Genomic DNA, 20,900 nt, shown 5'->3' with positions numbered 1-20,900 from the left:
ATTCATACGTTGGAGGAACTTATGAGCATTACGTACGATTCTCAGCAATCGATCTTTCACTTACAAACGAAGGGAACGAGCTACATCATGCAGCTCGTTAAGGGCAAATACCTTGCTCATGTGCATTGGGGACGCAAGGTCAGGGGGACGCATTTTGAGGGCCATTTATTCCTCCGCCGACGCTGCTCCTTCTCTCCGTCCACCGATCCGGACGACCTCAGCTTGTCTCTCGACACGCTGCCTCAGGAGCTGCCCGCTTACGGCGGCAGCGATTTCCGCGTGCCCGCCTATCAGATTCAGCTACCCAACGGCAGCACGGTTAGCGAGCTGGTTTACGAATCTCACCGGATTTATCCCGGGAAGCCCGGCTTAGCCGGTTTACCTTCTACCTATGTCGAATCGGAGGAGCAAGCACAAAGTCTCGAGATCGTGCTCGCTGACGCGATTGCCGGACTTAAAGCTGTATTGACCTATTCGGTTTTCCCCAAGCTGGATGTGATTACCCGTTCCGTCCGCTTCGAGAATGTCGGGTCCATGCCGATTCGCCTGCTGCGGGCGCTCAGCATGGGAGTGGACCTGCCTCACGCCGACTTTGATGTCTTGTTCTTATCCGGCACCTGGGCGAGAGAACGGCATATTCAGAGGCGGCCTTTGGCACCGGGCGCAATTGTCATCGAAAGCCGCCGGGGAGCCAGCAGCCATTCGTTAAATCCGTTTATAGCGCTGCTCGGCAAGGGTGCGGATGAACAGCACGGCGAGGTATTCGGCTTCAGCTTGGTCTACAGCGGAAGCTTCCTTGCCCAAGCCGAGGTGGATCCCTACAGCACGACGCGCGTCGTCATGGGCATCAATCCGTTCGATTTCAGCTGGCTTCTGGAGCCGGGAGAAGCCTTTCAGTCACCGGAGGCGGTCCTTGTGTATTCGGAAGAAGGGCTCGGCCGTATGTCCCGTACGTATCATAAGCTGTACCGCACCCATCTTTGCCGGGGGCCTCACCGTGATCGGACCCGTCCCGTCCTGGTAAACAATTGGGAGGCTACTTATTTCAATTTCACTGCCGATAAAATGGAAGCTATTGCCTCCGTCGGTCAGGAGCTCGGCATAGAGCTTTTGGTACTTGATGACGGTTGGTTCGGCAAGCGCGATAACGACAGGAGCTCGCTCGGCGATTGGTTCGTCGATCGGGAGAAGCTTCCCCATGGCTTAGAGGAGCTAGTATCCAGGGTGAACCGGCTGGGGCTGCAGTTCGGCCTTTGGTTCGAACCGGAGATGGTATCGCCGGATAGCGAGCTCTACCGTGCACATCCGGATTGGTGCCTTCATGTGCCCGAGAGACGGAGAACCACGGCGCGGCATCAGCTGGTTCTTGATTATTCCCGCGCGGACGTCCGGGATTATATTGTAGATGTGCTTACAGGAGTCTTGTCGTCCTGCCCGATCTCTTATGTCAAATGGGATATGAACCGGAACATGACCGAAATCGGCTCGGCCTGGTTACCCCCTGAACGCCAAAGGGAAACAGCCCATCGGTATATCCTGGGGCTGTATGAGGTGCTGGAGCGTATCACTACCGCCTTTCCCAATATTCTCTTCGAGAGCTGCTCCGGCGGCGGAGGTCGTTACGACCCCGGGATGCTGTATTACATGCCTCAGACTTGGACCAGCGATAATACGGATGCAATGGAGCGGTTAAAAATCCAATACGGCACCAGTATCGTTTACCCGATCAGCTCGATGGGAGCGCATGTTTCGGCGATTCCCAATCATCAGGTGCACAGGGTTACTTCGCTCGAAACCCGCGGACATGCGGCCATGTCGGGTAATTTCGGCTATGAGCTGGATCTAACGGCCTTTAGCGAGCAGGAAAAGGACGTCGTTAAGCAGCAGGTGGCGTTGTATAAAGAGCTTCGCCCGCTTATCCAATTTGGGGAATTTTACCGCTTGCTAAGTCCGTTTGAGGGGAACCATACCGCGTGGATGTTCGTCTCAGAGGACCGATCGGAGGCGCTGGTTGCTTATTTTCAAGTGCTGGGCGAGCCAAATCCCCCTTCCCGAAAGCTTCGGTTGTCGGGGCTGAAGGAGGATTGCGCTTACTTGTTGACGGAAATGGGAGAAGCAGACGTACCGGCCATACGCTGCGGCGGCGATGAACTGATGGCCATCGGGCTTCATTTGCCGCGCTGGAAGGGTGATTTCCGCAGCCGTCTGTATCGGCTTCAGCATATTCGATAAGAAGGGGAGATTTATCTGCCATGGGAACAGGAATGCAAACAGTAACTACCGCTAAGCATATTTTTTCGTTGATTGGGGACAAGGATCTCTTTACCTCGGAGCTGACCGCCGAGCAGGTAAGCGAAGGTGTGCAGATCATTCGGCTTCGCATCACAAGTCCAGAGCCGGCCGTCCCTCCGGTCTATAAACTCAAATGGGAGCATCCCGTATGGGATATTCAAAATTATTGGCACCCTGCGATTGATCGAGCCAGAGGATTAAAGGCCGATTGGATGCGTAAATTGAGGTCCAACGCCGCCTCCTCCGCCCCGGTGATTTCTTTGTTTAACCTCAGCGGGTCCAATCGGTTAACCTTTGCCTTCTCTGATGCATTGAACACGGTCAGCTATGCTGCCGGAATTCATGAGGAGTCCGCTTGGTTTCATTGTCACGTGGAGCTGTTCACGGAAACTACGCCTCCGCTAAGCAGTTATGAAGCTTGTCTCTTGGTGGATACAAGAGCCGTCGCTTATTACGAGAGTCTGCGAGACGTTCAGAGTTGGTATGCGCAGATGCCGGAGTACCGGCCGGCCTATGTTCCTCCCGCGGCCTTGAGCCCCATGTATTCCACCTGGTATAGCATGCATCAGAATGTGACGGCGGAGGCCATCGAGCTGCAGTGCCGTCAGGCTAAGGAGCTCGGGATGGAAGCAGTTATAGTAGATGACGGCTGGCAGACGTCGGATAACCGAAGAGGCTATGCCTATACCGGCGATTGGGAGGTATGCCTGGAGAAATTTGCGGATATGAAACAGCATGTGGACCGTGTGCACAAGCTTGGCATGAAATTTCTGCTATGGTATTCCGTTGCCCATGTGGGCAAGCACAGCAAGGCCTGGAGCCGGTTTCAGGATAAGCTGCTAAGGTTTATCGAGAGCCACGGAGCAGGGATACTGGATCCCCGATATCCCGAAGTCCGGGAGCATATCATTACCAAGTACCGGCTTGCTGTGGAGGAATGGGGGCTTGACGGCTTCAAGCTGGACTTTATTGATACGTTTTACCCGAAGGATGTTCCTGTTCCTGAGCCCGCTGCGGGAATGGATTACTCCTCCGTGCCTGCTGCGGTGGATCGGCTGCTAACAGATTCCATAGCCCGGCTTCGGGAAATCAAGCCGGATATTATGGTAGAGTTCCGGCAGCCTTACATCGGGCCTGCCATGCGCAAGTACGGGAACCTCTTCCGCGCATCGGATTGTCCCAACGACGCCGTCCAGAACCGGCTCCGCACCATCGATATTCGCTTGCTCTGCGGCAACACCGCCGCTCATGCGGATATGATCATGTGGAACACCGATGAACCGGTCGAAAGTGCGGCTCTCCAGCTGACCCATATTTTGTTCAGCGTCCCGCAAGTATCGGTGCAGCTGGAGAAGCTGACCGCTCCGCACGCCGCTATGCTCCGCTTTTGGCTCTCCTTCTATAAGGAGCACCGGGATGTACTGCTGGGCGGAGAACTGGCGCCGGAGCATCCGGAGTTGAACTACCCTGTGGTGCGGGCGGCGAACGGCCTTAAGACGATAATCGTCACCTACCACGATAAACTGATTCCTATACGCGAGGTACGTAAGGGGTCGGAGCTGATTCTTGTAAACGGCCGACTGGAAAATGGAGTTTATGCGGAGTTTCCGCCAAACCATCCGCCGGCTACAGCTGTGGTTCGTCTGGTGAACTGCTGCGGGGATACCATTCATGAGTATGTATTGGAGGTAAATGCAGGAGTGCATCTGATTGACATTCCTGCTTCAGGTGTTGCCTTGTTAACGGTAGAATAGTGAACAGGCCTGCCGGAGGGCAGGCCTGTTCTATGTATTTCCGTTAAAGCCAGAGCAGCGGTTGACGGATGGCGATGTTCCTGCGCACTTCGCCATCCTTCGGATCCCGCTCCAAAGCTTCAAACAGGTCCATGTACTCCGGTTTGCCTAACCCTGCCCAGGCGAATAGTAAGCCTGATATCCGTGCCGGCCAGCCCTCGTCATGCTCGATATCCGCCGGATAAGGCCAGCTTTCTTTGACAGCCATATAGGGAAACAAAAACTCGAAGCCCTTGCGGATGCCGCGTCCGTCCGGCAGCTGAAAGGTCCATAAATTATCGGCAGCCGTAGTTAATACATGACATAGGGTTGCCATATTATCGAGCACGAAGATGGAGTAGCCGTAAGGCTTCGTCCGCGCCAGCTCCCGGGGGAAGCTGCCGTTCCCATCCATTTGGCTTGGAAGCAGCACTTCTTTATACTTTTTGCGGCAAAATTCCAGCATTTCCTCGTGGCCCGTGAAGCGGGAGAATACACTTGACTGTACAAACCAGCAAACGCTGTGGTTGTTTGCAGCTTTCATCTCCTCCACGCCATGCGGATGGGTGCACATCCAACGCAAGTAGTCGGCAAACCATTGCTTTAAACCGCTTGTAAGCTCGGAAGCAAGGGCATCGGAACCTTGCAAGGCATCGACTGCAAAAGGGATATCGATCAAATGAAGGGTATCGATAATACCAATACCCCGTCCCGAGCAGATGCCGGGTATCGCTTGGGCGTAGAGCAGATGCGGGTTCATCCGGGTAGCCTCGTCCAGGAAAAACTCCTTCAGCCATTGAACCGCCCGCCCTGCATATTTCTCGTTCCCGGTAACCATGTAGCCCGCCGCCAAATGAGCAACATGCGTCCGCATTTCCCTTAGAATGAGGCGATGAGCGTCGAAATTGTTAGGGTTCGATTCGCCGTCCCGTTTAACGTAAGGAAGTCCGTCCTGTGTATCCGGATTCGGCCACCAGTAATCGCCGTTCGAATAATAATCATGTGCCCCGCCCTCACTCCTGTCAGCGCGCACGTCGGTAATATGTTGGATCTCCGTCTGCAGCGCTTCATTCGCTTTGCTTATGATCCACGAGCGATCTAAGGCTATCAGTCGTTCCCGATATGGATTCTTGTCCTGTATGATCCGATTCATAGATAGTACCCCTCTCCTGCTTTTCGTTACGATGAACCGCTGACCCTCCCATTGTATAGACAGGGCCCGCTCACAGGGATGGGATATTTTACGTTTCCTTATTGTTTTTTTACGATACGTTCGATCTGAATAAGCTCTCTCCATGCTTGCCCATCCAGCCGATGGAGCTGATTGATCAGCTCCGTCTGGAAGCTGCCCGGTTGTTCCGGTCCGGAGCTTCGTTCTGCGAGCACTGCCGCAGCCCCATAAAAGGATAACGCGGAAACCGCCGCTGCTACCGGATCGTTCACCGCAGCGGCGAACGCGCCGATGATCGACGTTAATAAGCAGCCTGTGCCTGTTACATAGGTCAAGAGAGGCGTACCGCCTATCACCTTATAGGTAACACGGCCGTCACTGACGTAATCCTCCTTGCCGGTAATCACAACGACACAATCGAATGCTTGGGCCGCTTGGACCGCGAGCGCTTCCGTGTCTTCCGCTGCTCCGGCAGCATCAACTCCTTTGATCGTCCCTGCCAAGCCCAGAAGGTTAGCGATTTCAGCGGCATTGCCTCTGACAATCGTAACCCGGAGCTCCTTCAGAATACGGTGGGAGGTATCCGTACGGTAAGCGGTAGCGCCTGCGCCTACAGGGTCGAACACGACCGGGACACCGTGGGCATTCGCGGATCGGCCTGCAAGGAGCATGGAGGAAACGATATCCTCATCCAAGGTGCCTATATTCAAAACCAATGCTCCCGCAATCCGGGCCATATCGGCCGCTTCATCCCGAGCGACGGTCATAACCGGGGAAGCGCCCAGAGCCAGCAGCCCGTTGGCCGTGAAGTTCGTCACGACGACATTGGTAATATTATGCACGAGCGGCTTCATCGCCCGAACCTTCTCAATCGTTTCCAGCATGCTTTGTTGATCCATCTCGATTCCCCCTATACGTAAAAAACACTTTGCCTGGAGCAAAGTGCATAGATTTGCGAATTCCTCCCGCCAAGCACGACGAGCGGATCCTATCTCCCCATCATACCGGAGCTTCCCCCGGTCGGTCAATTCCTTCCGGCATGGCAAAAAGATGATGCACGAACCGTCGTTTGGAACTACAATAGGAATAACTCCAAACAAAGCGGGCGATAACTCATGAGTAAACCTCAAAAGCTGGCTTTATTCGCCATTACTTGGCCGCTCTTTATCGAATCGTTGCTGCAGATGTCCATGCGAATGGCCGATACGATTATGGTCAGCAAGGTGTCCGACGGAGCCGTCGCGGCCGTAGGCGTAGCCAACCAGCTGATCATGTTCACCTTTCTGCTGCTCCAAGTCATCTCTGCCGGCTCCGCCATCGTTATTTCCCAATATTTGGGCGCCGGCAAAACCGGTGAGGTTCGAAGCTACGCCGCAGTCGCACTCCTGCTCAACCTCCTGCTCGGACTCCTTCTGAGCGCTGTCATGCTGGTGTTCAGCAAATCGCTGCTCAGCCTATTCGGCCTGGAGCCGGACTTGCTGCTCCTATCCCAAGGCTACTTGAGGATCGTAGGGGGCGTTCTCTTTCTTCAGGCACTCAATCTTACGATCTCTGCCATTACCCAGGTCCACGGGTATACCCGCTATACCATGATGGTCAGCATCGGCATGAACCTGCTGAATCTTACCGGTAACTACTTATTTATCTTTGGCCCGTGGGGCTTTCCGAAGCTGGGGGTTACGGGAGTCGCCGTCTCCGCTGTAATCAGCCAGTGCGTGGCGTTAAGCGTTTATATTGTGATCCTATTCCGAATTGTTCGACTGAATCTCGGCATCAAGGATTTCGTTCGAAGCCGAATGGACGACGTAAGGAAGATTTTATCTATCGGCATTCCTACAGGAAGCAACCAGCTGTCTTACTCCGTGAGCCAAATCGTTACGACCTACTTTATTACCTCTCTAGGCGCGGAGATGTTATCCACGAGAATTTACACGCAAAATGTCATGTACATCATCATGGTTCTCGCCATCGCGCTGGGCCGCGGAACCCAAATCATTATCGGACGCCTCGTCGGCGCGGGCGAAAAAGAAAAGGCTTACAGGCAAATGTTCCGGAGCCTTCAGCTCAGCCTGCTCCTCTCTCTGGCTGCCGTTATCTTGATAGCCGTATTCCGTGAAACGCTTATCGGGCTGTTCACCAAGGACACGCAGATCATCGCTTTAGGCGCGGTGCTGCTGCTAATGGGCTTTCTTTTGGAGCCGGGACGCTGCTTGAACATCGTTGTCGGCGAATCGCTCCGTGCGGCGGGCGACGCCCGTTTTATTGTCTACACCGGGGTTTCGGTCATGTGGGGGCTCTGCATTCCGCTTACCTATCTGGTGGGTATTCATTGGGGGTTCGGATTGGTGGGAATTTGGGCGGTGTTCATCCTCGACGAGTGGCTGCGGGGAGTCATCTTATTGTATCGCTGGAAAAGCAAAGCATGGGAGAGCAAGGCGCTTGTATCGCCTGATGCCAAAGGGAAATCAGCCGCCCTATAGCGGTCGACGGCTCCGAATAAAATGTTCCTGTGTTGGTAAATCTATCTGCGACTAAAATAGATCGACTCGTGAAGGACATAGGAAATGATGAGAAAACACACGACCATCATACTGCTGCTCAGTCTCATGCTGCTATCATCCTGCGCCTCAGCGGATACGGCTGTTGATGATCCTGATTTGTACTTCGGGGATACCGGGGTAGAGCGACAGCTCCTTACCTATCGGGTAAAGAGCTTCGTGACCCAAGGGAAGGACGCCAATCCGCTGCTGCTGGATCCCAACGGGTTCCCGCTGATAAAGCAATTCCCGAACCCTGCCATTCGCCCGATCCGCGGCAGCTATGTGGAGAATGCCATCCAGACCGCTCGCTCTTACATGGGAACCCCCTATGAGTACGGCTCCGATCGGCGAGAGCCTTCCACCTTCGATTGCTCCGATTTTACGAGATGGGTGCTCCTGTCTTCCTTGGGGATGGATTTGCCTTGGGACGCCAGGAGTCAAGCGGCGTATGTCAAAGCGTTTGCCCCCAAAACCTATACTTCCCTCCGAAGAGCACGGCGGGGCGATTTGCTGTTCTTCACAAGCTACCGGGGGGAAGACCCGGCAAGCTACAAAGGCTTGAAGCCTTCGGAAAAACCGATTACGCATATGGCCATCTATCTGGGGAACGGGAAAATCATCCATAGCGCTTCGAAAAAGAGCGGCGGCGTACGGATCGACAAGATCACCTGGCGGCAATTGAACCACCGCTTCCTCTTCGGTGGCGGGATTGTTCCCGGAACGCAAACATAGCCCGATGGCTCGGGCTATGGCTAAAGTCGGGAGCATCCCTAAGGTGTTACCAAAACGCGCCGCCCGGCCTAGGGCAATGCTTGTCGGCCATCCTCGCTCGTATGCGGACGATGCATCCGCAGTATTGACACGTGGTCCCGTACAGAAGGGACGGGCATTGCTCGCAGCTGCTCAGCCGCTCTTGATACAGCTCCGGAGTGACGCATTCGATTCCCTTCGCTTCAAGCGAAGCCAGCACCCGCTGAATTTGCGCTTCGGTTACATTCACATCCGCCGAGCAGCCCTTACATGAATCTGTGCCGTTCCGCATAGGCTCAGCTTGGCTCCACAGCCAGCACGACGACGGACATCGGCGGCAGGGTAACCGTCAGCTTGTTCTCCTTGAGCGCAAATCGATCAAACAGGGCGGGCCGGATCCGCTCCGGCTGCTCGAACGTATTGTGACCGTCGAGTTGTTCGGAGGTTAAGATTGTGCCGCGGATCGAGCCAATTTGGGCTTCGACGGTGCCGCGCAGCTGAATGTCCACATCCGCAGCAGTCAAGTGGCTGACATTACATAGACTGATATGTACAGTCCCATCCGCCGCCTTGGATGCAGAAGCACTTATCTGTGGGATCGATTGGCCCTCCATTTCGTAGAGCTCCGAATCGTTATGAATGTGCAGCGCCGCCGCATCCTGATGAACCTTGAACATCTCGAATACATGGTAGGTCGGCGTCAGAAGCATCTTCTCCCCTTCCGTCAAGATCATCGCCTGCAGCACATTCACCGTTTGAGCGATGTTGGCCATGCGGACGCGGTCACTGTGCTTGTGGAAAATATTCAGCGTAAGCCCGGCCACGATAGCATCCCGGATCGTATTTTGCTGATACAGGAAGCCTGGATTCGTGCCCGGCTCTACGTTGTACCAGGTCCCCCATTCATCCACAATCAAGCCTACCCGCTTGGCCGGGTCATACTTATCCATGATGGTGGAGTGCTTGGTTACCAGCTCGTCCATCACCATCGCATTTTTGATCGTAGCAAACCATTCGTCTTCGGGAAAACCGGTTGCCTCCCCTTTATCCTTCCACGTCTTCGGAACCGTGTAATAATGCAGGCTCAGACCATGCATATGAGAAGCAGCCTGCTGCATTAACACCTCCGTCCAATGGTAATCGAAGGAATTGGCCCCGCAGGCGATTTTATATATTTTGTTATCTCCATAATTTCGTACATAGGTTTGATAACGGCGATACAGATCGGCATAATATTCGGGACGCATATGACCGCCGCAGCCCCAGTTTTCATTGCCTACTCCAAAGAAGGCAACCTTCCACGGCTTTTCCCTTCCATTTGCTCTTCGCAGGTCGGCCATAGGAGATTCGCCGTCAAATGTCATATACTCTACCCATTCCTGCATTTCCTGAACGGTTCCGCTGCCCACATTGCCGTTAATGTAAGGCTCGGCACCAAGCATATCACACAGCATCAGGAACTCGTGGGTGCCAAAATGGTTATTCTCCACGACGCCGCCCCAATGGGTGTTCACCATTCTCTTACGCTGCTCCCGCGGGCCGATCCCGTCCTTCCAGTGGTATTCATCCGCGAAGCAGCCTCCCGGCCAGCGGAGGTTCGGAATCTCGAGCCTTCGCAGCGCATCCAGCACATCGTTTCGAATGCCTTGGGTGTTGGCAATGGGCGAATCCTCTCCCACCCAAATGCCTTCGTATATGCACCTTCCGAGATGCTCTGCAAAGTGGCCGTAAATATGCTTGCTGATAGTTCCCGTCGTGATATCCGTATTGATGATAAGGTTACTTTTCATCCTTCCCATTACCCTCCCTGGAAATTGCTCTGTTTGTAAAAAGTATAGGCTGTTGTTACCCGGCATTCAATAAATTATAATGGGGAAAAACTGACCTTTTGTGCTTTTTGGGGAGAGCTCGAATGATCCAATTGATAAGCTGCGGCTATAACTTTATTCATCCGAACGGGATTACCATTGACCGTCCGAACGGATCGGGAGATTATGCTTTTGTTTTTTTTCGCAGCAGATGCGAGATTGTAGTCGACGACAACGCAATGCGGCCGGATAAATACAGTTATATATTGTTTAGTCCCTACAGGCGTCATCTATATCGGGAGGTGGACAAGCCGTTCGTCAACGACTGGTTCCACTGCAGCGGAGATGACGTTCATGAACTGGTAAGCCGCTTACATTTCCCGTTGGATAAGCCGGTTCAGGCCAGAGACCCGTTTCAAATTTCGAGAAGCATCATGGAGCTGCAAAGCACCTTAAGACTCGGCGGACCGCTTCGGGATTCGATCATCGACTCGGAGGTCAGAACGCTATTTATGAAGCTGTGCAATGTCAATGAAAAAAAGCCGCTGCCTGAGAAGACGAATCAGTACTTTCTCCTGTTTTCGGAGCTGCGCAACGAATTGTACAGTTCGCCTGGCAACCAGGTATCGGTGGAGAAGCTCGCTTCCAGCGTGAATTTGAGCAAATCCTACTTCCAGCATATTTATAAGGAGCTCTTCGGCTGTTCCGTCATCTCGGACATGATTAACGCCAGACTGGAGTATGCCCAATATTTGCTCAATAACAGCTCCTTATCCGTCGCCGCGATCGCCAAGATGTGCGGTTATGAGAACGATACCCATTTTATGCGTCAATTCAAAAAATTTATCGGCGTTTCCCCGGGCAAATATAAAAACAACAAGAGCTGACCGCTTGCCATAAAAGCAAGGTCAGCTCGTCGTCAACTATTTTTACGTAACCGGCGCGGGGTTAAATAAGCACAGGTCGTTATGCAGGCCCCAGTGATCTGCCCACGTTTTCTTGTTTCCGCTCGCCACCTCAAGAATGGTATGGAAGATACGCCAACCCACCTCTTCGATGGTCTCCTCACCGGTTGCAATCGTCCCTGCGTTAATGTCGATCAAATCGTGCCACTGCTCCATCAAGGCGCTGCGCGTAGCTACTTTAATTACCGGCACAACAGCCAGCCCATAGGGCGTTCCTCTCCCGGTCGTAAATACCTGCATGTTGACGCCGGAGGCCAGCTGCAGGGTGCCGCACACGAAGTCGCTCGCGGGTGTCGCTGCGTATAGCAAACCTTTCTGCGCAGCCTTCTCGCCCGGGGACAGCACACCTGCGATCGCGCTTGTGCCTGATTTCACAATCGATCCGAGTGCCTTCTCTACAATATTCGCAAGACCGCCTTTTTTGTTGCCCGGCGTCGGGTTGGCGCTGCGGTCCGCTTGTCCCTGCTTCAGATAATTGTCGTACCAAGCCATCTCGCGCAGCAAATGACGGCCGACCTCCTCGTTCACCACCCTCGGCGTCAGCAGATGAACGGCATCCCGCACCTCCGTTACCTCCGAGAACATGACCGTCGCCCCTGCGCGTACTAATAAATCCGCCGCGTAGCCGACGGCGGGATTCGCCGTTACGCCCGAGAAGGCGTCGCTTCCGCCGCACTGCAGCCCCACGACCAAATCGGAAGCCGGACACGTAACCCGCTGCCTCGAGTTCAATGCAGCCAGCCGTTCCTCCGCCTGACGCATTATCGACTCCAGCATGCTGTGAAAGCCGGGATGATCCTGCAGTGTGATCAGCTTGCCCGTATCGCCGTCCGGGATTAACCGGTCCGGCACGAGCTTCTCACAGCCGAGCCCGACCACCAGCACCTCGCCGCCAAAGTTCGGATTGACGGCGATATTCTGAATCGTTCGGATCGGTATAATAGCGTCCGGTGCCTGGATGGCAACGCCGCAGCCATAGTTATGGGTTAAAGCGACAACATCCTCCACGTTGGGATAGTTCGGCAGCAGCTGCTCCTTAATCCGTTTGACCGCGAACTCCAGAACCCCAGCCACACATTGAACACTCGTGGTGATGCCGAGGATGTTCTTCGTGCCGACACTGCCATCCTTATTCCGGTATCCCTCGAAGGTATAGCCCTCTAGCGGCGGCAGCGGTTTCGGTACCGCGTTTGCGAGCGGCAGCTCCTGCAGCCGGGGAGGTGTCGGAAGGGTCACCATCGATTCCTCCACCCAGCGTCCCTTGGCTATCGGTCCGGCAGCACAACCGATGATTTCGCCGTAACGAACGATCGGGTCCCCCTCACGAAGATCCTCCAGCGCTACCTTATGTCCTTGCGGAATGCGCTCATGGAGCTCGAGACCGCACGGGAACACGGTCCCCTTCGGCAAGCCGCCGGAATTGACTATAATGGCAACATTGTCCTTCTCGTTCACCTTAATGTACAGCGGTGTCTCATTTCCCTTAGGTTCCGCGCCTGTCATAGCAGCCCCTCCTTTACTATGATTTTAAAGCTCCCATTTGGTACAAAATGTCTCGAAGCTTCTCGCGGTTGGCCTCGGAGCAAGCGGTATTCGGCAGAATAGACGCTCCTACCTCAACGCCGACCAAATTCATCGCTTCCTTCGTCACGACAGGGAAGCTGGCAAGATTAAAGGCCATTCTCAGCGGTGCCAGCTTAAACTGTGCCTCCAGCGAACCCGGCAGATCACCATTTATAAAGCGATCGTATATTTCCACAACCAGCGCCGGAACGATATTGGCTGTCGAAGCGACACAGCCGACGGCACCGTAAGCAAGCGAGCCGAGAATCATCACATCCCGTCCCGCCATGACGCGAAATCCAAGGTGCCGTGTTCGCCTAATATACTCCGCGGTCAGTGTCAGGTCACCGCTGCTGTCCTTCATCCCGACAATGTTCGGAACCGTCGCCAGCCGCTCGAGCAGCGAAAGCGAAATGTTGTTGCCGACGCGGTCAGGATTGTTGTATAACAGCAGGGGAAGCGGCGTCGCTTCGGCTACCGTGCGGAAATGCCGGTAAAGCTCGTCGTCCGAAGGGGTCAGAAACATCGGCGGCAGGATCGTGAGCGCCTGCGCGCCCAGCTTCTCTCCCAAACGCGCCAGCTTCACGCACTCCTTGGTCGTAATCGCTCCGATCCCCATATAAACCGGAACCCGTCCGCCGACCTGGTCCAGGGTAATCGTAACCGCTCGTTCCTGCTGCTCATGATCCAGCCCATAAAATTCTCCGTTGCTTCCGAGCGACAGGATCCCGTGAACCCCGCCGGCCAGCACGTGCTCGACCACACGCCGAAGTCCTTGCTCCTCTACGTTCTCCTCCGCATCCACCGGGGTGACGATCGGCGGTATGACTCCGCGAATCCAGCTTGTATCCATGTGTATCTCCTCCTAGTGTACGAGCCTGTCAAAGCAGCTTGATTTCGTTATAACACATCAGCAGCGGCGCCACGCCGTGTCCGTTATTTTCGACGACCTGCTCCTGAAGCAGATAGTATTCAACGCTTCCGTCCCTGATTTGACCGCTCTCCGGTTTCGTTCCAAGCCCCGCGCTTCGGCAGATGCCGCCAAGCAGCACGTTGTCCTCCTCCTCACGCAGGTACGTGCTCAGCGTACCGTCAAAAGCCTCCAGCCCATAGCCGCGGTATTCCAGTGGCAAATAACCTAACCGGACTCCCTTCAGGATCGCATAGCCAAGCATCAACGTCCCGCTGGATTCCGGATAATTATCCGGATGATCCGCCCTGTCGACAACCTGGTACCACATGCCGCCGGGATGACGGTGCGGCAGCATATCATCTACGAGCTCCTTCAAAGCGCTCTTCATCGGCTGCGTATCGGCGGGCTCGCCTTCCAGCAGCTCCAGCACATCTACGAGCGCCATCGCATACCACCCGACCGCCCGCCCCCATACATTCGGGGAGTGGCCTGTAGCTTTATCGCACCAGAACATTTCGCGGCTCTCATCGTACGCGTGACGGTATAATCGTTTCCCATCGTCATAAAGGAACCTGCGGACGTTCGCAAACTGGTTAAGCGTATCGGAGTAGTCCTTCCGTTCGCTGAAGTCCTTGATGTAACCGACATAGAAGGGCTGCCCCATATATAAGCCGTCCAGCCATACTTGATTGGGGTAATTTTGCTTATGCCAGAACGAGCCTGCCTTGGTCCTAGGATACTGTTCCAGCTGCCGATACAGCAGGTCGAGCACCCGGCGGTACTTCGGATCCCCCTCCCGTTCGTAGAGCGGAAGCAGGATCGAAGCCATTCGGATTTGATCGATATTGTATTCGTCCGGCTTGATCCCCGCGATCACTCCCTCGGAGTCATACAGTCCGTCGATAAAAGCCTTCACGAACCGGTAATCCTCCTCATTCCCTGTAAGCTGATAGCTATCCATGTACGCTTTCAGAATGCAGCCCTCAATATAGTGCCATCGGTGCGCATACCATGTGGCTGCTGCTTTGTACTGCTCCTTCAGCTTCTCTACTTGCTCATACGGCATCGGAAGGCCTCCCCTCTCATTATATTGCCGCGTAGACAGCTTCTATGAATCCGTTTTCGAATGAAGCTCTCGGTATTGCCCCGGCGTCATCCCGGTCGCCTTGCGGAACGTTCGGATGAATCCGGTCGAGCTCGTATAATTAAGCCGCTCCGCGATCTCGGTAATTTTCAGCTGGCTGTCCTTCAGCCACAGCTTGGCCATATTCATCCGGTACCCTGTCAAGTAATCGATAAAGGTGACGCCGATCTCCTTCTTGAACACACGGCTTAGGTATACCGGGTGATATTTCAGCTGCTCCGCACATGACTCCAGCGATAGGTCCCGGTCGTATTGCTCATGAATCATCTCGACCAGCTGATGAGCGATATTGATGTACTGCGTATCGATGCGACTCTGCAGGAAGGCGATGGTCGGCGGCAGCAGCGTTGTCTTGAACCAGTTGACGATTTCCTCTGCCGTGCTTAGCTTCATAAACTTATTTAGGACCGATTTCGTTCCGGTCAATCCGTCAAGCGAGCCCCCTTGCTGGTGAAGCAGCCGATAGATCCTCGAGATCAGCTGAATCATCAGCATCTGGAAATCATTAAACAACACGTTTCTCTCCAGAATGGAAGAAGCATACTGCTGATAGTAATCATAAACCGCCTTCGAATCGCCCGTCCTCAGCGCATTAATGAAGCAGTCCTCAAGGTGGCTCCAGGAAGCGGATGAAAGAACCGTATCGGAATTGACCTCTTCGATATCCTCGTAGCTCAGAATCAGCTCGTGCCCCAGGCTGATACGGCGCTTCAACGCTTCGAGCGCCTCCACATAGGCATCCATCGCATCCGTATAATGTTGAAACGGACGGCTAATGCCGATGCTTACCTTGAGCTGCAGCAGCTCGCGCAGCTTCAGCCTAATCTGCTCGGCCATCTCGTGCAGGTAGACGCTTAACGCTTCCGGCTCGTTCGTATTCCCGGTCAGCAGCGTTACCTGCGATTGATCGAGCAGCAGCGTGCCGACGACGCATTCACCGGGAATCAGCTCCCCGACAATGTTGTTGATCGCGAACAGCAGCAGCTCCTTATCGCTCTCGGAATATCGCGTACCTTCCAGCGTATCGATTTGCAGCGCCAGCACGCCCAGCGGCTTGCCCCGCTTCCCGAAGCCGTACGCCTCCGATTTAAACAGAAACTCACTCTCCGTTACCTGCCCCATAAACAGCTTAAGCAGAAAAAACTCCTTCACCTGTCCGCGCTGCGCCTGCAGCTGCTGCTGCATATGCTTCCTCGTGCTGAACAACGATTGAAAGCGGTCCTCGATAAAGGCAAACTCGTCCTTCTTCTTGAGGCTTGGCAAATCGCCGCTCCATTGCTCCATGATGATGAACAGCCGGCGGATCGGCTTATACATGCGGCGCGTACCGTAGAAGGCGGCTACAGCAATCACCGCGAAGATGATGAAGCAGGCATTAGCCGTAATGACGGCAATTTTCCTGGACTCCTTCGTAATCTCCTCAATGGACACGATCGAAACGTACGACCAGCCGTATTGCGGGGATACCCGGTAATTGACCGCCATCCCGTCCTGCTCGTAATAGGTCTCGGATGCGGTTTGTTTCCCCAGCTGCTGGAGGATTTGCTTATGTCCGCTTCCTCCGCCCGGGCTAGAAAGAAACGGCTCTCGCTCGCGGTTCAATACATAGGTGCTGCCCCACTGGAAGTTCGGCGCTAAATCGCTTTCCAGCGTGCTGTGGGACATGTCAATAATTAGCAGCGCTTTGGGCACACGGGTGGATGCGATCATCGGCAGCTTCACGACAAGGCGAACCAGCTCGCGACCTCCCGCATCAACCGTATCCTCGACCGGCTTCCTTCCGGAGCTTTCCGCCAGCCAAAACAGGTTTTCCGGCCTTCTTGCGTATTCATTCAGCAGGCTGCGGTCAGGAAATTCCCCCAGCGAGGTAAAACCCAAATTGCTGATCATCCAGTCATGCTCAAGATTGATAATCTGCGCATCCGCCACGCCCCAGATGGAATGCAGGTTGTACAGCCCCTTGGACATGTCGGTTATGATTTGGAAATCGTCACTGGACAAATCCCGGTACAAATAGTCGCTCATGAACGAGGAATTGACGTACTGTACCGCGCCCATTTCCACATTTTTCAGCGCCTGCTCCATTCGCATCTGATTTTGCAGCAACAGCTGGACATTGCCTTCATTGACCTTCCTTTCGATATCCCGCGAAGCAATAAAATAAGAGATGATCCCCGTCATAACGACCGGAACAGCGCAGAGCAGCAAGGTAAACACAAGCAGTCGGTATAAATATTTCGGCAATGGTACCTCCCCCTCTCTTCGCCCTCAAGGCTGCTGCACGAGCTGCTCCAGGCACGGACCGATCGTTACGGCAGGGAACACGGATTACTTATTCAGCTTCGCATTCTCAGCCGTCAGCTCATCGATCACCTTGCTCCCGCCGGCCTTCTTCCAATTCTCTACTTCGGCCTGCCAGCCGGCCTCGTCAATTTTGCCCATGATAAACTTCGTTTGGGCATCTCGGATCAGCGTATCCAGCTCGCCGCCCTTCTCCGAATACGTCTTCGAGGAAAGGGTCAACGCCGGATTAGGCACGACGTTTTTCAGATTATCGGCAACGACCTTCCAGCCCTTCGCTTGCAGCTCATTCAGCTTCAGCGGCAGCCCGGTGCCCGTGACCTCAAAGGAAGGAAGGCTGTCCCGATAAGGCTTCACCTCAAGGTTGAACAAGGATAAATCCTTGAACTGCGCTTTCCCGTCATCGGTTTTCGTGTAATGCTTGCCCTCCAAGCCTCTTGTCAGCAGCGTCGACATCTCCGGCTCAAGCAGCTTATCGAAGAAGCCCAGCAGTCGCTTTAATTCCGCTTCCGTTTTGACACTTGATTTCGGGAAAACGAAAAATCCGTTATTTCCCGGCTCCGCCGGAACTCGATTGCCCGAAGGTCCCATATAAGGCACGATGTCGACCACCGCATTCGGCACGGATTTGGATACGTTTTCAAATGAAGTCGCCGCCGCAGAGGCTACCGTGTTGATTCGGATCCCCACCTTGCCCGCATTCCATTTGTTGTCGGCATCCGCCGCTTGCACTACGGAGAAATCCTGATTCATCAGCTTCTCTTGATACAGCCTTCTAAGCAGCTTCATCGAATCCAGATACGGCTTCGTCATAAACTCGGGGACGAGCCGGCCATTCTCGAGGCCCCATTTGTTCGGCGCTCCCTGGGATACGGCAAGCCGCGTCAGGAAAGCACTGCTGGCGGACGCATCGTTATACGATTTATCCAAGAACATGCCGTAGCTGTCGTTTTGGCCGTTTTTATCCGGATCCTTTTCTGCGAGCGTTTTCATAACGTGGTACCAGTCATCTAGTGTAACCGGAGGCTTGAGGCCCTGCTCGTCGAACCAGTCCTTCCTGTACGTGATGCCGGCGCGTCCGATATCCCGGTACAGAGGCAGCCCGTAGAGCTTCCCGTCTACTTTGATATTATCGTAATGCATGGCGTTAACGGCAGCTAAATGCTTGTAATTTTTAAGATAAGGGCCTATTTCCCAGAAAATGCCGGACTGGATTGCGTTCAGCGTCGTCGCATTGTAGGTTAGCTTGAACGCCTTCGGCATCTCGCCGGAAGCAATCATAATGTTCTTCTTGTCCTCGAAGGCGGCTGACGGAATCCATTGGATGTCGATTTTGGCATGGGTGTATTTCTCGATGGCAAGCTCAATCTCATTGTCCTTCTTCGGAGCTTCGCCCACCTGAGGTGTGGCGATCGTCACCTCAAGCGGTGTCGTATCCTCCTTAACGGCTTCGCCCTGAGGCGACGATGAACTCTCCGCACAACCAATCAGTGCGCTAGTTGTCATGACGAGCGAGCAAGCGACGGCGATGAATCGTTTTTTTGACATACAAACCCCTCCATTGCTTTCATTATCATTATAAATCAAACCTGCGCCGGACGCCTCCTCAAATTGAGAAGCACCCAGAAGCGGGGCCGATCACCCTTTTACCGAGCCCAGCAGCACACCCTTGGCGAAATGCTTCTGCAGAAACGGGTACACCAGCACGATCGGAACGGTAGCAACCACAATGGACGCCATGCGGATCGTCTGCGGCAAGTAATCCAGCTGGTCCTGCTGGGAGGAATCGCCGATTTGATCCTGCGAAAGCAGAACAATTTGTCTGAGTACCACCTGCACGGGAAATTTTTCCGCGTCATTAATGTACATAACGGCATTGAAGAAGGTGTTCCAGTGGCCTACGGCATAGAACAGTCCGAAGGTAGCCATCGCCGGCATCGAAAGCGGCAGAATGATGCGGAACAGGATGCCCAGATCGTTGCAGCCGTCGATTTTGGCCGAATCCTCCAAGCCGTCGGGAATTTGCTGGAAGAAGTTCTTGAGTACAATCAGGTTAAAAGCGCTGATGGCCGTTGGGATCATGAGCGACCAGTAGGTGTTGATCATACCGAACGCCTTGACCACAAAGTAGGTGGGAACAAGTCCCCCGCTGAACAGCATCGTGATCAGAATCATGAGCATAAACATTCTGCGTCCGCGCAGATTGGCACGGGCTAGCGGATAGGCGGTAAAAGAGGTCAACAGCAGGTTGATGAGCGTTCCGACTACCGTCACATAAATCGAAATCAATAGGCTTCTCAGCATCGTGTCGGTTGAAAAAATATACTTGTACGCTCCCAAGGTGAACTTGGAAGGAAACAGCAGCAAACCTCCCTGGGCTACCTCCTCCGGAGTCGCGAAGGACACCATCACAATATAGATAAACGGAATGATCGTAATCCCGGAAATCAACGTAAGCAGGGTGTAATTGACCGTATGAAACCAACGGTTGCCCCAGCTTCGATCCTCACTTGGCATAGGTGCCTGACCTCCCTTGCTTAGTTAATAGACGCCTTCTTCACCGAATCTCTTCGCCAGCCAGTTGGCGGCCAGTACAAGGACAAGACCGACCAGCGACTTAAACATGCCGACGGCCGCGCTATAGCTGTACTGCGCTTGCGTTAAGCCTTTCAAATACACGTAGGTGTCGAATACTTCCCCGACCTCCCGGTTCATCGAGTTCAGCATGAGGAAAATATGCTCGAAGCCCGTATCAAGGAAGCTGCCGAGCCGCAGGATGAACAAGATGACAATCGTACTGCGAATCGCCGGCAGCGTAATATGCCACAGCTGCCGCCAGCGTCCTGCGCCGTCCATTCGGGCCGCCTCATACAGCTGAAGGTCTACGCCGGACAATGCCGCCAAAAAGATAATCGTCCCCCAGCCCGCTTCCTTCCAGATCGATTGCATGATGATCATCGTACGGAACCATTCCTCGCTCAGCAGGAACGGAATTTTCTCCATGCCCAGCCGTTCGATGAGCTCGTTGACAACACCGCCTTCGGTAGTTAATAGAACATAGAAAATTCCGACGGCGACCACCCAGGATACGAAGTGCGGCAAATACAAGAGCGTCTGGGCGAAGCGCTTAAACAGCTCCTTGCGCACCTCGTTCAGCATAAGTGCGAGCACAATCGGCAGCGGGAAGAAAAATACCAGATTGTACACCGCCAAAACAATCGTGTTGCGAAACAGCATCCAGAACTGCGGTTCGGTGAAGAAGCGTTCGAAATGCTTAAGTCCCACCCAAGGGCTCCCGGTGAAGCCGAAATGCGGCTTGTAGTCCTGAAAGGCCATCACGAGCCCCCACATGGGTACATACTTGAAAACGATAAAGTACAAAATTCCGGGCAATAAGATGAGATACAGCCATCTATCCCGAATCAAATCCTTGAGAAGCAAGGAGCCTGATAAACTCATCCTGCCGGTAGCATGCAGCCGGGCTTCATATTGCTCCTTCATTCGGTGTCCCCCTCTGACGATTTTGTTTAGCTTGGTTCGATAAGTTGTCGGCCTGACAATTCACATGGTAGACGCAGGCCAAACATCACGCAATAGTATCGATCAAACCATCTTTCAGCATGGCGATAAAGCCCGCAGCAGCGCGGATGTTTCAGCACGAAATCGTGGCATCCACATCTT

16 protein-coding genes are annotated in these 20,900 nt (G+C 54.0%); 5 read left to right on the top strand and 11 right to left on the bottom strand.

The features are described 5' to 3' along the window. Positions 1-21 precede the first annotated feature (21 nt). Both QMO62_RS01635 and QMO62_RS01630 read left to right on the top strand, forming a co-directional pair. Positions 22-2,232: an alpha-galactosidase gene (locus tag QMO62_RS01635; RefSeq protein WP_284638225.1), complete on the top strand. Its 2,211-nt coding sequence runs from the start codon at positions 22-24 to the stop codon at positions 2,230-2,232. A 20-nt stretch (positions 2,233-2,252) separates the two neighbouring features. Next, positions 2,253-4,046 carry a glycoside hydrolase family 36 protein gene (locus QMO62_RS01630; RefSeq protein ID WP_284638224.1) on the top strand — a complete coding sequence of 598 codons (1,794 nt, stop codon included), beginning with the start codon at positions 2,253-2,255 and terminating at the stop codon, positions 4,044-4,046. A 43-nt stretch (positions 4,047-4,089) separates the two neighbouring features. Here QMO62_RS01630 and QMO62_RS01625 read toward each other — a convergent pair whose 3' ends face one another. Both QMO62_RS01625 and thiM read right to left on the bottom strand, forming a co-directional pair. Next, on the bottom strand, positions 4,090-5,217 hold the full coding sequence (locus QMO62_RS01625) for an alginate lyase family protein (RefSeq protein WP_284638222.1): 1,128 nt from the start codon (positions 5,215-5,217) through the stop codon (positions 4,090-4,092). A 98-nt stretch (positions 5,218-5,315) separates the two neighbouring features. Beyond that, positions 5,316-6,134 carry a hydroxyethylthiazole kinase gene (gene thiM, locus QMO62_RS01620; RefSeq protein ID WP_284638220.1) on the bottom strand — a complete coding sequence of 273 codons (819 nt, stop codon included), beginning with the start codon at positions 6,132-6,134 and terminating at the stop codon, positions 5,316-5,318. Between the two features lie 216 nt (positions 6,135-6,350). On the opposite strand from thiM, the gene QMO62_RS01615 reads away from it, so the two are divergent. Then, a complete protein-coding gene (locus QMO62_RS01615) occupies positions 6,351-7,715 on the top strand; it encodes an MATE family efflux transporter (RefSeq protein ID WP_284638218.1) in 1,365 nt (454 codons plus the stop codon). An 84-nt stretch (positions 7,716-7,799) separates the two neighbouring features. Next, positions 7,800-8,507, top strand: a complete 708-nt coding sequence (locus tag QMO62_RS01610; protein WP_284638216.1) for a C40 family peptidase — start codon at positions 7,800-7,802, stop codon at positions 8,505-8,507. Between the two features lie 46 nt (positions 8,508-8,553). Here QMO62_RS01610 and QMO62_RS01605 read toward each other — a convergent pair whose 3' ends face one another. Then, positions 8,554-8,817: a DUF6171 family protein gene (locus QMO62_RS01605; RefSeq protein WP_284638215.1), complete on the bottom strand. Its 264-nt coding sequence runs from the start codon at positions 8,815-8,817 to the stop codon at positions 8,554-8,556. 4 nt (positions 8,818-8,821) lie between these two features. Beyond that, the gene (locus QMO62_RS01600) at positions 8,822-10,315 is read right to left on the bottom strand and encodes an alpha-N-arabinofuranosidase (RefSeq protein WP_284638214.1); all 1,494 of its coding nucleotides are present in this window, start codon (positions 10,313-10,315) and stop codon (positions 8,822-8,824) included. A gap of 122 nt (positions 10,316-10,437) precedes the next feature. On the opposite strand from QMO62_RS01600, the gene QMO62_RS01595 reads away from it, so the two are divergent. Further along, positions 10,438-11,220 carry a helix-turn-helix domain-containing protein gene (locus QMO62_RS01595; protein ID WP_284638211.1) on the top strand — a complete coding sequence of 261 codons (783 nt, stop codon included), beginning with the start codon at positions 10,438-10,440 and terminating at the stop codon, positions 11,218-11,220. A gap of 42 nt (positions 11,221-11,262) precedes the next feature. Here QMO62_RS01595 and garD read toward each other — a convergent pair whose 3' ends face one another. From garD to QMO62_RS01560, 7 genes are all read right to left on the bottom strand, one after another. After that, positions 11,263-12,801 (bottom strand): galactarate dehydratase, encoded by a 1,539-nt coding sequence (garD, locus tag QMO62_RS01590; RefSeq protein WP_284638210.1) that lies wholly within the window; start codon positions 12,799-12,801, stop codon positions 11,263-11,265. A 16-nt stretch (positions 12,802-12,817) separates the two neighbouring features. After that, entirely contained in the window at positions 12,818-13,714 is an 897-nt protein-coding gene (locus tag QMO62_RS01585) for a dihydrodipicolinate synthase family protein (RefSeq protein WP_284638208.1), read from the bottom strand. A gap of 28 nt (positions 13,715-13,742) precedes the next feature. After that, on the bottom strand, positions 13,743-14,840 hold the full coding sequence (locus QMO62_RS01580) for a glycoside hydrolase family 88/105 protein (protein WP_284638207.1): 1,098 nt from the start codon (positions 14,838-14,840) through the stop codon (positions 13,743-13,745). Positions 14,841-14,882: 42 nt separating this feature from the next. Further along, positions 14,883-17,162 (bottom strand): helix-turn-helix domain-containing protein, encoded by a 2,280-nt coding sequence (locus QMO62_RS01575; RefSeq protein ID WP_284638206.1) that lies wholly within the window; start codon positions 17,160-17,162, stop codon positions 14,883-14,885. Positions 17,163-17,246: 84 nt separating this feature from the next. Next, positions 17,247-18,767 carry an extracellular solute-binding protein gene (locus QMO62_RS01570; RefSeq protein ID WP_284638205.1) on the bottom strand — a complete coding sequence of 507 codons (1,521 nt, stop codon included), beginning with the start codon at positions 18,765-18,767 and terminating at the stop codon, positions 17,247-17,249. A 90-nt stretch (positions 18,768-18,857) separates the two neighbouring features. Continuing rightward, positions 18,858-19,736: a carbohydrate ABC transporter permease gene (locus QMO62_RS01565; RefSeq protein WP_284638204.1), complete on the bottom strand. Its 879-nt coding sequence runs from the start codon at positions 19,734-19,736 to the stop codon at positions 18,858-18,860. Positions 19,737-19,760: 24 nt separating this feature from the next. Continuing rightward, positions 19,761-20,720, bottom strand: coding sequence for an ABC transporter permease (locus tag QMO62_RS01560; RefSeq protein WP_372516639.1), 960 nt, complete (start codon positions 20,718-20,720; stop codon positions 19,761-19,763). Between the last annotated feature and the right edge of the window lie 180 nt (positions 20,721-20,900).

Origin of the sequence: Paenibacillus silviterrae (genome assembly GCF_030167925.1) — a bacterium.
Taxonomy (GTDB): Bacteria; Bacillota; Bacilli; order Paenibacillales; family NBRC-103111; genus Paenibacillus_G; species Paenibacillus_G silviterrae.
The sequence above is the reverse complement of the archived record's forward strand: the minus strand, read 5'-3'. Positions and strand labels throughout refer to the sequence as shown.

Coding starts and splice junctions, on each gene's coding strand:
- QMO62_RS01625 (WP_284638222.1), bottom strand. CDS start 5,217: ATGAATCGGATCATACAGGACAAGAATCCATATCGGGAACGACTGATA.
- QMO62_RS01635 (WP_284638225.1), top strand. CDS start 22: ATGAGCATTACGTACGATTCTCAGCAATCGATCTTTCACTTACAAACG.
- QMO62_RS01595 (WP_284638211.1), top strand. CDS start 10,438: ATGATCCAATTGATAAGCTGCGGCTATAACTTTATTCATCCGAACGGG.
- QMO62_RS01585 (WP_284638208.1), bottom strand. CDS start 13,714: ATGGATACAAGCTGGATTCGCGGAGTCATACCGCCGATCGTCACCCCG.
- QMO62_RS01630 (WP_284638224.1), top strand. CDS start 2,253: ATGGGAACAGGAATGCAAACAGTAACTACCGCTAAGCATATTTTTTCG.
- QMO62_RS01610 (WP_284638216.1), top strand. CDS start 7,800: ATGATGAGAAAACACACGACCATCATACTGCTGCTCAGTCTCATGCTG.
- QMO62_RS01565 (WP_284638204.1), bottom strand. CDS start 19,736: ATGCCAAGTGAGGATCGAAGCTGGGGCAACCGTTGGTTTCATACGGTC.
- garD (WP_284638210.1), bottom strand. CDS start 12,801: ATGACAGGCGCGGAACCTAAGGGAAATGAGACACCGCTGTACATTAAG.
- QMO62_RS01570 (WP_284638205.1), bottom strand. CDS start 18,767: ATGTCAAAAAAACGATTCATCGCCGTCGCTTGCTCGCTCGTCATGACA.
- QMO62_RS01615 (WP_284638218.1), top strand. CDS start 6,351: ATGAGTAAACCTCAAAAGCTGGCTTTATTCGCCATTACTTGGCCGCTC.
- QMO62_RS01600 (WP_284638214.1), bottom strand. CDS start 10,315: ATGAAAAGTAACCTTATCATCAATACGGATATCACGACGGGAACTATC.
- QMO62_RS01560 (WP_372516639.1), bottom strand. CDS start 20,720: ATGAAGGAGCAATATGAAGCCCGGCTGCATGCTACCGGCAGGATGAGT.
- thiM (WP_284638220.1), bottom strand. CDS start 6,134: ATGGATCAACAAAGCATGCTGGAAACGATTGAGAAGGTTCGGGCGATG.
- QMO62_RS01605 (WP_284638215.1), bottom strand. CDS start 8,817: ATGCGGAACGGCACAGATTCATGTAAGGGCTGCTCGGCGGATGTGAAT.
- QMO62_RS01580 (WP_284638207.1), bottom strand. CDS start 14,840: ATGCCGTATGAGCAAGTAGAGAAGCTGAAGGAGCAGTACAAAGCAGCA.